Below are 13,079 nucleotides of genomic sequence, written 5' to 3'. Positions count from 1 at the left end.
GGATGCGGGAGCACCGGCGGCCACGGAGCCATCGGCCGGAGGAGGGTCCGACGGCCCCGGATTCCGGGGCACGGGGGTCGAGGGCGCACGCCGCCCCACGCCGCTGCCGGCAGCGGCACGTGCCGCCGTGGCACCCGGCGCCGCGGGCACGGGGATGTCGGCGGCCCTGGGACCGGCGGCACAGGGATCAGCAGCCGTGGCACCGGTGGCACAGGGATCAGCAGCCGTGGGACCGGCAGCCGTGGGATCGGCGGTACAGGGATCGGCAGCCGTGAGACCGGCGGCACAGGGATCAGCAGCCCTGGGACCCGCAGCCGTGGCACCCGGCCCCGCGAGCACGGGGACGTCGGCGGCCCTGGGACCGGCGGCACAGGGACCCGCAGCCGTAGGACCGGCGGCACAGGGATCAGCAGCCCTGGGACCCGCGGCCGTGGGATCGGCGGCACGGGTCGCGGGAGTGCGGGGTGCCGGGGTGGTGCCGGACCCCGGGGGGTGAGGCGCGTCGGGCGGCATGGTCGCTGTCCCCTCCAGTCGTGGCCGACGCCGCCGGGTCGAGGCGGCGGGGCCCGGGCCGGTCAGGCGCGCTCGGCGGCGAGAGCGCGGACCGCGTCCGCGAAGGCCTCGCCTCGCTTGTTGTAGTTGGCGAACATGTCCATCGAGGCGCACGCCGGGGCCAGCAGAACGGTGTCCCCCGGCAGCGCCAGCCGTGCCGCTTCGCGGACCGCCGCCGACATCGCCCCAGTGTCGGTCCGGTCGAGGTCGACCACCGGGACCTCGGGCGCGTGTCGCGCGAGGGCTTCCCGGATCAGCGCCCGGTCCGCGCCGATGAGGACCACCGCGCGCAGTCGCTTCGCCGACTTCTCGACGAGTTCGTCGAACGTCGCGCCCTTGGCGAGCCCGCCCGCGATCCAGACGATCGGGTCGTACGCCGCCAAAGAGGCTTCCGTGGCATGGGTGTTGGTGGCCTTGGAGTCGTCGACGTACGAGACGCCGTCGACCTCGTCGACGAGCTCGATGCGGTGCGCGTCGGGCCGGAAGGCCCGCAGACCGTCCCGTACGGCGGCCGGTGCGACGCCGAAGGCACGCGCGAGCGCCGCCGCGGCGAGCGCGTTCGCGATGTTGTGCGGGGCGGGTGGGTTGATGTCCGTGACTTCGGCGAGCTCCTGGGCCTGCTTCTGCCGGTTCTCGACGAACGCCCGGTCCACCAGGATCCCGTCCACGACGCCGAGCTGCGAGGGCCCGGGGGTCCCCAGCGTGAAGCCGATCGCCCGGCAGCCCTCCTCGACGTCCGCCTCGCGCACGAGGTCCTCGGTGGCGGGGTCCGCCACGTTGTAGACGCAGGCGACCGTGTTGCCTTCGTAGATACGGCCCTTGTCGGCGGCGTACGCCTCCATGGAGCCGTGCCAGTCGAGGTGGTCCGGCGCCAGGTTGAGCACGGCGGCGGAGTGGGCGCGCAGCGAGGGCGCCCAGTGCAGCTGGTAGCTGGAGAGCTCGACGGCGAGGACGTCGTACGCCGTGTCACCGAGCACCGCGTCCAGCAGCGAGACGCCGATGTTGCCGACGGCGGCGGTCTTCAGACCCGCCGCCTCCAGGATCGACGCGAGCATCCGCACGGTCGTGGTCTTGCCGTTGGTACCGGTGACCGCGAGCCAGGGTGCTGCTTCCCTGCCGTCCAGGCCCCGCAGCCGCCAGGCGAGTTCGACGTCGCCCCAGACCTCGACCCCGGCCTGGGCGGCGGCCACGAAGAGCGGCTTGTCGGGCTTCCAGCCGGGCGCCGTGACGACCAGCTCGGTGCCCTCCGGCAGGGTCGACCCGTCACCGAGGCGGACGGTGATTCCCTCCGCCTCCAGCTCCGCGGCCTGCGCACGCGCGCGCTCGTCGTCGCCGTCGTTGACGACCGTGACGACCGCGCCGAGACCGTGCAGGACGCGGGCGGCGGGAATGCCGCTCACGCCCAGCCCGGCGACGGTGACGCGCTTGCCCTGCCAGTCCTGCGTACTCACTTGTCGGCCGCCCAGCCCGCGTAGAAGAGTCCCAGTCCCACGATGACGCACATGCCCTGAATGATCCAGAAACGGACCACCACAAGGACTTCCGACCACCCCTTGAGCTCGAAGTGGTGCTGCAGCGGAGCCATCCGGAACACGCGCTTCCCGGTAAGCCGGAAGGAGCCGACCTGGATGATCACGGACATGGTGATCAGGACGAACAGACCGCCGAGGAGCGCGAGGAGCAGCTCCGTACGGGAGCAGATCGCGAGGCCGGCGAGCGCGCCGCCGAGGGCCAGCGAACCGGTGTCACCCATGAAGATCTTGGCGGGCGAGGTGTTCCACCACAGGAAGCCGAAGCAGGCACCCATCAGCGCGGAGGCGACGACCGCGAGGTCGAGCGGGTCGCGCACCTCGAAACAGGCGTTGGGGTTGGTCAGCGTCATCGCGTTGGCGCAGGACTCCTGGAACTGCCAGAGCCCGATGAAGGTGTACGCGCCGAAGACCATCACGGACGCTCCGGTGGCCAGACCGTCCAGACCGTCGGTGAGGTTCACGCCGTTCGACATGGCGAGGATCATGAACAGCGCCCACACGACGAACAGCACCGGGCCGATGGACCAGCCGAAGTCGGTGACGAACGACAGCCTGGTGGAGGCCGGGGTCTGACCGCGGATGTCGGCGAACTGCAGGGCCAGCACCGCGAAGGCGATACCGACGATCAGCTGTCCGGCCATCTTCGCCTTGGCCCGCAGACCCAGCGACCGCTGCTTGACGATCTTGATGTAGTCGTCGAGGAAGCCGACCAGGCCCATCCCCGCCATCAGGAAGAGCACCAGCACACCCGAGAAGGTCGGGTCCTCTCCGGTGATCACCTTGGTGACGGCGTACGCGATCAGCGTGGCCAGGATGAAGGCGATGCCGCCCATGGTGGGCGTGCCCTTCTTGCTGCCGTGGCTGCGCGGGCCGTCATCACGGATGAACTGCCCGTATCCCTTGCGGGCCAGCAGCTTGATCAGCAGAGGGGTGCCGATGAGGGTCAGGAAGAGCCCGATGGCTCCCGCGAAGAGGATCTGCCTCATCGGCCGGCGACCTGCCCCTCTGACGACTCGGTGGAGTTCTCAAGCAGCGCCTGGGCGATCCGCTCGAGCCCGGCCGACCTGGAAGCCTTCACCAGTACGACATCCCCCGGGCGCAGCTCTCTGCGCAACAGGTCGACCGCCGCCTGCGCGTCGGACACGTGCACCGACTCCTCACCCCACGAACCCTCGTTATATGCGCCCAGTTGCAACCAGGACGCTTCCCTGCCCCCGACTGCGACGAGCTTGCTGACGTTGAGCCGGACGGCGAGCCGTCCGACCGCGTCGTGCTCGGCCAGCGACTCGCCCCCGAGCTCGGCCATCGGGCCGAGCACCGCCCACGTACGTCCCCCACCGGCCTGGGCGGCCGCGCCCATGGCCGCGAGCGCACGCAGGGCGGCTCGCATGGACTCGGGGTTCGCGTTGTAGGCGTCGTTGACGACTGTCACACCGTCCGGACGCTCGGTGACCTCCATACGCCAGCGGGAGAGGGTGCCGGCCTCCGAGAGCGCGAGGGCGATCTCGTCGACGGACATGCCCAGCTCATGGGCGACGGCGGCCGCGGCGAGCGCGTTCGACACGTGGTGCTCACCGTACAGCCGCAAGGTCACGTCGCCGCACCCGGAGGGTGTGCGAAGCCGGAATGCGGGCTGTCCGCTCGGCATGAGCCGGACATTCTCGGCGCGAACGTCCGCTTCGTCCGACTCACCGAACAGGACGACGCGTGCCTTCGTGCGGGAGGCCATGGCGCGTACGAGAGGGTCGTCGGCGTTGAGGACGGCCACACCGTCCTCGTCGGCAGGGGGGAGCGTCTCGACGAGCTCGCCCTTGGCCTCGGCGATCTGCTCGCGGCCGCCGAACTCGCCGATGTGGGCGGTGCCGACGTTGAGCACCAGGCCGATCCTCGGCGGGGTGAGGCCGGTGAGATAGCGGATGTGGCCGATGCCGCGGGCGCCCATCTCCAGGACCAGGAACCTGGTCTCTTCGGTGGCGCTCAGCGCGGTCAGCGGCAGGCCGATCTCGTTGTTGAGGGAGCCCGGCGTCCAGACGGTCGGCGCCTTGCGCCGCAGGACCTGCGCGATGAGGTCCTTGGTGCTGGTCTTGCCCGCGGAGCCGGTGAGGGCCACGAGCGTCGCGCCGAGCCGCTCCACGACGGCGCGCGCGAGGGCACCCAGCGCGCGCTGGACGTCGTCGACGACGATCGCGGGGACGCCGACCGGACGCGAGGCCAGCACGGCGACCGCGCCCGCCGCGATCACGTCCGCGGCGTAGTCGTGGCCGTCGACGCGCTCGCCCACGAAGGCTGCGAAGAGGCTGCCGGGCCCGACCTCACGGGAGTCCCGGACAACGGGTCCCGTGACCTGCACGGACGGATCCGGTATGTCGTACGACTGCCCGCCGACGATTTCGGCGATCTCGGCGAGGGAGAGGGCGATCACTGCTTCATCCCTGACTGTTCTTGTGACGTCTTGTGACGGTGCTCGATCGCTTCGCGAAGGACCTGGCGGTCGTCGAAGGGACGGACCACCCCGGCGACGTCCTGGCCCTGCTCATGGCCCTTGCCCGCGACCAGCACGGTGTCGCCCGTCTCGGCGCGTGCGACGGCAGCGGCGATGGCGGCGGCCCGGTCCTCGAAGACCAGGACGTCGCCGCGCTCGTGGACCGGCACCTCGGCGGCGCCCGCGAGCATCGCGGCGAGGATCGCGAGGGGGTCCTCGGAGCGGGGGTTGTCGGAGGTCAGTACGGCGGTGTCCGCGAGGCGGGCCGCGGCGGCACCCATCGGGCCGCGTTTGGTCCGGTCGCGGTCCCCGCCGCAGCCCAGCACGACGTGCACCTTTCCCTTGGTGACCTTGCGCAGGGAGCGCAGGACCGACTCCACAGCGTCCGTCTTGTGCGCGTAGTCGACCACCGCGAGATACGGCTGGCCGGCGTCGACGCGCTCCAGCCGGCCCGGCACGCCGGGGACGGCGGCGACGCCGTCGGCCGCGGTCTGCGGATCGATCCCGGCGACGGCCAGGGTGACGATCGCGGCCAGGGTGTTGGCGACGTTGAACGGGCCGGGCAGCGGCGCCGCGGCGCGTACCCGCTCGCCCTGGGGCCCGACGGCGGTGAACGTGGAGCCGAGCGAGCCGACTTCGACGCCCTCGGCACGCCAGTCGGCATCGGGGTGCCCCTCGGCGGAGAACGTGACGACCGGAATGGCCGACTCCGTCGCCAGTCTGCGGCCGTACTCGTCGTCGAGGTTCACGACGCCCCGCCGCGCGCGGGCCGGGGTGAAGAGCTGGGCCTTGGCGCCGAAGTAGTCCTCCATGTCGGAGTGGAACTCCATGTGCTCCGGCGTGAGGTTGTTGAAGACGGCGACGTCGAAGACGCAGCCGTCGACCCGGCCGAGCACCAGGGCGTGGCTGGAGACCTCCATGGCCACCGATTCGACACCTCGCTCGCGCATCACCGCGAACAGGGCCTGCAGATCGGTGGCTTCGGGGGTCGTCCGTTCCGACTTGATGCGCTCCTCGTCGATGCGCATCTCGACGGTGCCGATCAGGCCGGTGCGGTGGCCCGCTCCGCGCAGCCCGCCTTCGACGAGGTACGCCGTGGTGGTCTTGCCCGAGGTGCCGGTGATGCCGATCTGCAGCAGGTCCTCGCCGGGCCGTCCGTAGATGGCGGCGGCGAGCTCGCCCATCCTGCCGCGCGGGTTCCCGGTGACCAGGACCGGCAGTCCGGTCGCGGCGGCGCGGTCGGCGCCCGTCGGGTCGGTGAGGACCGCGGCCGCGCCGAGGTCCTTGGCCTGGGCGACGTAGTCGGCGCCGTGCAGCCGGGCGCCGGGCAGTGCGGCGTACACGTCTCCCGGGCGTACCGCCCGCGAGTCGTGGGTGATGCCGGTGACCGCGCCGGAGCCCGGGGGCTCGACCCCGAGCCGGTCGGCCAGCTCTGCGAGGTCGATCGGGCGGACCTCGGCCGGACGGGGCGGGGCGGTTCGGTACTGATCAGCATGTGACACGGCGGTGAGCGTACCGGGCGTACCGGGACCGGTGCTAAATGAGGTCCGTTCAAGACCGTGGTTCCCGGAATCGGGCGTGATCGTTCTCACTTGCTGTTCCTCCCGGGTCACGGGCCGGGTTCGAAGGTGACCGGAAGCCGGGCGGGGGCACTGCCGGTCGGAGCGACCTGCAGGGTCTTGAGCGCGAACTCCATGACCTTCTTGTAGATGGGTCCGCAGATCTGGCCGCCGAAGTAGCTGCCCTTGGTCGGGTTCTGGATGGCGCAGTACACGGTGATCTGCGGATCGTCGGCCGGTGCGAAGCCCGCGAAGGAGGCGGTGTAGCCCTTGTAGCGGCCGAGCTTCGGGTCGACCCTGTTCGCCGTGCCGGTCTTGCCCGCGACGCGGTAGCCCGGGATCCGGGCCCTGCTGCCGGTGCCTTCCTCGTCGCCGACGACCGACTCGAGCATGGTGGCGAGCGTCTTCGCGGTCTTCTCGCTGACCACACGGGTCTTCTTGGGTGCGGGGGCCGGATCGAAGCGCCCGCCGGGGCCCCTGGTGCCGCGGACCAGGGTGGGTTCGATGCGTACGCCGCCGTTGGCGATGGTCGAGTAGACCGAGGCGGCCTGCATCGCGTTCAACGACAGTCCCTGGCCGAACGGGATCGTGTACTGCTGCGAGGTGGACCAGTCCTGGGGCTCGGCGAGGATGCCGGGGGTCTCGCCGGGGTAGCCGAGCCCGGTCGGGCTGCCGATGCCGAACTTCCGCAGGTAGGAGTGGAGGACCCTGTTGGCCTCCGCCTGGGTGTCGCCGAGCTGGCCGGTCGCGAGGATCGTGCCGATGTTGCTGGACTTGGCGAGTACGCCGTTGAGCGTCAGGTACCAGGTGCGGTGGTCGATGTCGTCCTTGAAGAGCCGGTCTCCGCGGTGGAGCCGGTTGGGGACGGTGACATGAGTGCCGGGCGTGGCGGCCTGCTCCTCCAGCACGGCGGCCATGGACATGACCTTGCTGGTGGAGCCGGGCTCGTACGCGTCCTGGAGAGCGGCGTTGCCCATGGCCGCGGCGTTGGCCTGGGAGAGGTCGTTGGGGTTGAAGCCCGGCGCGTTGGCCATCGCCAGGACCTCTCCCGTCCTGGTGTTCTGCACTATCACGTAGCCGCGGTCCGCCTTGGACTTCGTCACCTGCTCGTCGATCGCCCGCTGGGCGGCCCACTGGATGTCACGGTCGATGGTGAGCTCGACGTCGGAGCCGGGGACGGCGGGGGTCTCGCGGGCTCCGGCGGTGGGCACCCGCCGGCCGCCGGACTGGGCGTACGAGATCTTGCCGTCCTCGCCGGCGAGGTCCTCGTCGAACATGGACTCCAGGCCGCCGGCGCCGCGGCCGTCGGCGTTGACGTAACCGAGTATCCCGGCGGCGAGATCGCCGTTGGGGTAGACGCGCTTGCTGCTGGCCTTCCGGAAGACGCCCGCGAGGACATCGGCGCCGGGACCGCCTTTGGCCTTGTCCGTTCTGGCCTTCCTGGCGAAGGCGCTCTTGAGGTCCTTGATCTGGTTCCAGACCTGCGGCGTCTGACGGCGGGCCAGGACGGTGTAGCGGGACTTGGGGGCCTTCAGTCTGTTCGCGAGCTCGGCGGCGTCCTCGCCGAGGATCGGCGCCAGCAGCGCGGCGGCCTGCTCCGGCGCGTCCGGGGCCTTGCTCTCCTCGGGCGTGAACATCAGCGGGTCGGCGGTGATGTCGTACGCGTCGACACTGGTGGCGAGGGCGATCCCGGAACGGTCGGTGATCTCGCCGCGCTCGGCCGCCAGCTTGAGGCTCATGTACCGGTTCTTCTCCGCCTGGGCCGCGTACGTGCCGGCGTCGACGGCCTGCACCTGGAGCAGCCGGACGACGAACACCAGCAGGACGAGGGTGAAGGCGAGGCTGACCAGCCGTAGCCGGGGGCGGGGGCTGCCGAGCCGGATGTGGCGGGGCCCGGCGGTGGGGCGGGGCCCGCGCTGGGCGGGGCGGCTGCGGTTCGCGGAGCCGCCGGGACGCGCGGGGCCCGGCACACGGCGGCGCGGTGGTTCCTTGAGGGGCACTGCGTCACCTGCCGGGGGTCGTGGGGGGCGGCTTCGGCGTACCGGATGCGGGGGGCTCGGCGGGGGGCGTGGCAGGCGGCTCGGCAGGCGGCGCGGCAGGGGGCGCGGCAGGCGGCTTGGCGGGGGGCGCGGCAGGCGGCTTGGCGGGGACCCGTACAGCGGACGGGTCGGCCTGGGCCTTCCTCGGCTTCCCGCGGACCGTGCCGTCCGGGTTCAGGAAGGCGGGGCTGCCGCCGGGCACCATGCCGAGCTCGCGGGCCCGCCGTTCCAGCGCGTCGGGGGCGGAGCGGCCGTCCACGTCCCGCTGGAGCGCCTGCTCCTCGTCGGTGAGTTCGGTGGTCTTCTTCTTGAGCTCGCTCAGCTTGAACGAGCCCTCGTTGAGGGAGGTGTTGAGCAGCAGCAGGGTGATCAGGCCGCCGCCGAGCAGTACGACGACCAGCAGGACGAAAGGGGTCCGGGCCGCGGTGCTGGGCCCGGACGGCATGAGCCGTGCGAGCCGCGCGGCCCGCCCCTTGAGTTCCCCGGCGGCCTTCTTCACCGCTCGCCCTCCCCCGCCGCTGCTGTCACCGCTCGTCCTCGCGGATGCGCTCCGCGCCGCGCAGCCGTGCGGGCGCCGCCCGGCGGTTCTCGGCGACCTCCTCCTCCGTGGGCAGTTCGGCGCCGCGGGTGAGGAGCTTCAGCCGGGGCTGGTAGCGCTCGGGGACGACGGGCAGGCCGGGCGGCGCGGTGCTGGCCGCTCCCGCCGCGAAGACCTGCTTGACCAGCCGGTCCTCCAGCGAGTGGTACGAGAGGACGGCGATCCGACCGCCGACGGCGAGGGATTTGACGGCAGCCGGGATGGCCCGTTCCAGAACCGTCAGCTCACCGTTCACCTCGATGCGCAGGGCCTGGAAGGTGCGCTTGGCGGGGTTGCCGCCGGTGCGCTTGGCGGCCTGCGGGAGGGCGTCGCGGATCAGCTCGACGAGCCGCGCACTGGTGGTGAAGGGCTCCTTCTCCCGCTCCCGCACGATGGCCGCGACGATCCGCTTGGCCTGCTTCTCCTCGCCGTACGCGCGCAGGATCCGCACCAGCTCGCCCGGCGGGTAGGCGTTGAGGACCTCGGCGGCGCTGGCCCCGGTCGTCTGGTCCATGCGCATGTCGAGCGGGGCGTCCTGGGCGTAGGCGAAGCCACGGTCGGCCTCGTCGAGCTGCATGGAGGAGACACCGAGGTCGAAGAGGACGCCCTGGACGCCGGTGATGCCGAGCCGGTCGAGGACGTCCGGGAGCTCGTCGTAGACGGCGTGCACGAGCGTGGCGCGGTCGCCGAACGGGGCGAGCCGCTCGCCGGACAGCCGCAGCGCTTCCTTGTCCCGGTCGAGCGCGACGAGCCGTACGTCCGGGAAGCGGGCGAGCAGGGCCTCGCTGTGTCCGCCGAGGCCGAGGGTGCAGTCGACGACGACCGGCTCCCGGCCTTCGGCAGGGGGGACCGCACCGGGCTGCCGCTCCAGGGCGGGCGCCAACAGGTCCAGGCACCGCTGGAGCATCACCGGGACGTGTCGCTGGCTCAATGCGCCCTCTCAGGTCCGGCGCGGGCGGAGGCCGGGCCGTACGTTTTGCCGCACGCGCGGGGAAATCGTGGAAATGTGCAGGAAGTGTCCGTGAACTGCGCGTCACTTTAGTCCACTGACCGGGCCGGTCAATCAACCGGCTGGCGCGTCGCACGGCCCGCCCGGCACCGCGGCCGCAATCGGGACAGCTCACCCATATGGGTCCAGCCCGCTCACGCCTGTGGGTTACCTCACAACAGGCGTCATTGACGTTCTTTGTCCGCTCTCACAGCGCGCCACGGGCGGCCGTGGCCACTACCGTCATAGACATGTCGACCTCCGCAAACCTCCCTGCAGACGCCGCCCTCGCGCGCGGCACGGTCACCGACCGGCTCGTCGAAGCGAACACGCGCTACGCCGCGGGCTTCACCGACCCCGGGATGGACGCGCGACCCGTGCTGCAGGTCGCGGTGGTGGCGTGCATGGACGCCCGGCTCGATCTGCACGCGGCGCTCGGCCTGGAGCTGGGCGACTGCCACACCATCCGCAACGCCGGCGGTGTCGTCACCGACGACGTGATCCGCTCGCTCACGATCAGCCAGCGCGCGCTCAAGACCCGCAGCGTGATACTCATCCACCACACGAACTGCGGTCTGGAGAGTCTGACCGAGGACTTCCGGCACGAGCTGGAGGACGAGGTGGGGCAGCGGCCGGCCTGGGCGGTGGAGGCGTTCCGCGACGTCGACCAGGACGTACGGCAGTCGATGCAGCGGGTGCGCACCTCGCCGTTCCTGCTGCACACCGACGATGTCCGCGGCTTCGTCTTCGACGTCACGAGCGGTTTGCTGCGGGAGATCGACCCTGCTGTGTGAGCCGCGAAGGACAGCAACCAAAGACAGCAACCCCTGACATATCGCGCCGAGTTATCCACAGGCGAGTGACACGAAGCGGTAACGGCAACAAGAATGCGGGTGTGACACCTCTACGGAACCGACCGGAGGGGGTGTCCGTGTTTTGGGGTGGGCCGTGCCGTAAGCAGCGCATCGGCCCATGGAACGGGCCGAGGAGGGCCGGGTGACGACCTATGACGATCGAGCGAGCCTCACAGATCTGACCACCACAGCGGAGCGTGTCCGCAGGTCGGTGGAGAGTGTGATCGAGGGCAAGCCTGAGGTCGTACGGCTTTCGCTGACAGTGTTGCTGGCCGAGGGACATCTGCTCATCGAGGATGTTCCGGGCGTGGGCAAGACGATGCTGGCCAAGGCACTGGCACGCTCCATCGACTGCTCGGTACGGCGTATTCAGTTCACGCCGGACCTGCTGCCGTCGGACATCACGGGTGTGTCGATCTACGACCAGCAACGGCGCGACTTCGAGTTCAAGCCGGGCGCGATCTTCGCGCAGATAGTGATCGGCGACGAGATCAACCGCGCGTCGCCCAAGACCCAGTCGGCGCTGCTGGAGTCGATGGAGGAGCGGCAGGTCACCATCGACGGGCAGACGTACGAACTGCCCCATCCCTTCATGGTGGTGGCCACGCAGAACCCGGTGGAGATGGAGGGCACGTACCCGCTGCCCGAGGCGCAGCGCGACCGCTTCATGGCCCGGGTGTCGATGGGGTATCCGACCCCGGAGGCCGAGTTCAAGATGCTCGATGTGCACGGTGAGGTGTCGCCGCTCGACGATCTGCAGCCGGTGGCGCACGCCCACGACATGGTGAAGCTGATCGACGCGGTGCGCACGGTCCACGTGGCCGACTCCGTGCGCCGGTACGCGGTGGAACTGGTCGCCGCCACGCGCAACCACCCCGATCTGAGACTGGGGGCGTCGCCGCGCGCCACGCTGCATCTGCTGCGCGCCGCGAAGGCCTCGGCCGCCCTCAGCGGCCGGGACTACGCCCTGCCGGACGATGTGCAGTCGCTCGCGGTGCCGGTGCTGGCGCACCGGCTGCTGCCCACCGCTCAGGCGCAGCTGAACCGCCGCACCGCCGAGCAGGTCGTGCTGGAGATCCTGCAGCGCACGCCCGTACCCACCTCGGGCTCGGACACCGGATACGGCGACGCGGGCCGGCAGGCTCCCGGCGGCGGCGCGCTCTACGGCCAGCAGCGGCCCGGCGTCCGGCGGCTCTGATGGCGGCCGGGAGCCCTGCCGCCGGCGATGAGGAGAAGGGCGGTCTGCGGGCGGCTCTCGGCGGGCTGACCACACGCGGCCGTTCCTTCCTGGCGGCCGGTGTGGCCGCGGCTGTGTGCGCCTATGTGCTGGGGCAGGGCGATCTGCTCCGGGTCGGGATGCTGCTTGCCGTGCTGCCCCTGATCTGTGTGGCCGTGCTGTACCGCACGCGCTACCGGGTGGCGGGCAGCCGCCGGCTGTTCCCGGCCCGGGTACCGGCCGGGTCCGAGGCCCGGGTGCATCTGCGGATGGACAACGTCTCGCGGATGCCCACGGGTCTGCTGATGCTGCAGGACCACGTGCCGTACGTGCTGGGGCCGCGGCCCCGGTTCGTGCTGGACCGGGTGGAGGCGGGCGGCCGCCGCGAGGTCTCGTACCGGGTCCGGTCGGATCTGCGCGGGCGCTACCCGCTCGGACCGCTGCAGCTGCGGCTCACGGACCCGTTCGGGATGTGCGAGCTGACCCGCTCCTTCAGCGCCTACGACACGCTGACCGTCATCCCGCGGACCGAGCCGCTGCCGCCGGTGCGGCTGTCGGGCGAGGCAGCCGGGTACGGCGACGGTCGCCAGCGGTCGCTGGCCCTGGCCGGTGAGGACGACGTGATTCCGCGTACGTACCGGCACGGGGACGATCTGCGCCGGGTGCACTGGCGCTCCACCGCGCGTTACGGCGAGCTGATGGTCCGGCGCGAGGAACAGCCGCAGCGGGCCAGGTGCACGGTGCTGCTGGACACCCGACGGGGCGCCTACCAGGGCGCGGGTCCCGACTCGGCCTTCGAGTGGGCGGTGTCGGGCGCGGCCTCGGTGCTGGTGCACATGCTGGAGCGGGGTTTCTCGGTCCGGCTGCTGACGGACACGGGGACGTCGGTGCCCGGCGAGGGAGCCGACGGTTTCGCCGGGTCCACGCAGGAGTCCGCCGAGTCGGCCGGGCTGATGCTGGACGCTCTCGCGGTGGTGGACCACTCGGACGGAGCGGGGCTTTCGCGCGCGTACGACGTGTTGCGCGGCGGGAACGAGGGGCTGCTGGTCGCCTTCGTCGGCGATCTGGACGAGGAGCAGGCCGCGGTCGCGGCCCGGATGCGGCAGCGCAGCGGTGCCGCGGTCGCCTTCGTCCTGGACAGCGGCCCCTGGGTGACGGGCGGCGCGGTGGACGACGCCGTCGAGGAACGGCTGCGGAGGCTGCGCGAGGCCGGGTGGACGGCGGTCGCCGTCCCGCCCGGCGGGGCGCTGCCCGATCTGTGGCGTCAGGCCGCCCGCGAG

At 71.6% G+C, this 13,079-nt stretch carries 10 protein-coding genes; 3 read left to right on the top strand and 7 right to left on the bottom strand.

Annotated elements, in window-relative coordinates:
• Positions 1-575 precede the first annotated feature (575 nt).
• Genes murD through rsmH form a run of 7 tightly spaced genes read right to left on the bottom strand, consistent with a single transcriptional unit; the run spans position 576 to position 9,672 of the window.
• On the bottom strand, positions 576-2,003 hold the full coding sequence (murD, locus tag ACWGI8_RS26840) for a UDP-N-acetylmuramoyl-L-alanine--D-glutamate ligase (RefSeq protein WP_453664668.1): 1,428 nt from the start codon (positions 2,001-2,003) through the stop codon (positions 576-578).
• On the bottom strand, positions 2,000-3,070 hold the full coding sequence (gene mraY, locus ACWGI8_RS26835) for a phospho-N-acetylmuramoyl-pentapeptide-transferase (protein WP_453664667.1): 1,071 nt from the start codon (positions 3,068-3,070) through the stop codon (positions 2,000-2,002). Before mraY ends, murD begins: the two co-directional genes overlap by 4 nt.
• The gene (locus ACWGI8_RS26830; protein ID WP_453664665.1) at positions 3,067-4,506 is read right to left on the bottom strand and encodes a UDP-N-acetylmuramoyl-tripeptide--D-alanyl-D-alanine ligase; all 1,440 of its coding nucleotides are present in this window, start codon (positions 4,504-4,506) and stop codon (positions 3,067-3,069) included. Before ACWGI8_RS26830 ends, mraY begins: the two co-directional genes overlap by 4 nt.
• The gene (locus ACWGI8_RS26825; RefSeq protein ID WP_453664663.1) at positions 4,503-6,158 is read right to left on the bottom strand and encodes a UDP-N-acetylmuramoyl-L-alanyl-D-glutamate--2,6-diaminopimelate ligase; all 1,656 of its coding nucleotides are present in this window, start codon (positions 6,156-6,158) and stop codon (positions 4,503-4,505) included. Before ACWGI8_RS26825 ends, ACWGI8_RS26830 begins: the two co-directional genes overlap by 4 nt.
• Positions 6,159-6,175: 17 nt before the next feature.
• Positions 6,176-8,125 carry a peptidoglycan D,D-transpeptidase FtsI family protein gene (locus tag ACWGI8_RS26820; RefSeq protein ID WP_453664661.1) on the bottom strand — a complete coding sequence of 650 codons (1,950 nt, stop codon included), beginning with the start codon at positions 8,123-8,125 and terminating at the stop codon, positions 6,176-6,178.
• 4 nt (positions 8,126-8,129) lie between these two features.
• On the bottom strand, positions 8,130-8,663 hold the full coding sequence (locus ACWGI8_RS26815) for an FtsB family cell division protein (RefSeq protein ID WP_453664659.1): 534 nt from the start codon (positions 8,661-8,663) through the stop codon (positions 8,130-8,132).
• Between the two features lie 25 nt (positions 8,664-8,688).
• A complete protein-coding gene (gene rsmH, locus ACWGI8_RS26810; protein WP_453664658.1) occupies positions 8,689-9,672 on the bottom strand; it encodes a 16S rRNA (cytosine(1402)-N(4))-methyltransferase RsmH in 984 nt (327 codons plus the stop codon).
• A 308-nt stretch (positions 9,673-9,980) separates the two neighbouring features.
• Here rsmH and ACWGI8_RS26805 point away from each other — a divergent pair, with 308 nt between their 5' ends.
• From ACWGI8_RS26805 to ACWGI8_RS26795, 3 genes are all read left to right on the top strand, one after another.
• Positions 9,981-10,523, top strand: a complete 543-nt coding sequence (locus ACWGI8_RS26805; RefSeq protein WP_453664656.1) for a beta-class carbonic anhydrase — start codon at positions 9,981-9,983, stop codon at positions 10,521-10,523.
• 202 nt (positions 10,524-10,725) lie between these two features.
• The gene (locus tag ACWGI8_RS26800; RefSeq protein ID WP_453664654.1) at positions 10,726-11,781 is read left to right on the top strand and encodes an AAA family ATPase; all 1,056 of its coding nucleotides are present in this window, start codon (positions 10,726-10,728) and stop codon (positions 11,779-11,781) included.
• The coding region (locus ACWGI8_RS26795) for a DUF58 domain-containing protein (RefSeq protein WP_453664652.1) at positions 11,781-13,079 on the top strand (1,299 nt) is incomplete at its 3' end. The genes ACWGI8_RS26800 and ACWGI8_RS26795, both read left to right, overlap by 1 nt.

This window comes from Streptomyces sp. NPDC054841 (assembly GCF_053611045.1).
The sequence above is the reverse complement of the archived record's forward strand: the minus strand, read 5'-3'. Positions and strand labels throughout refer to the sequence as shown.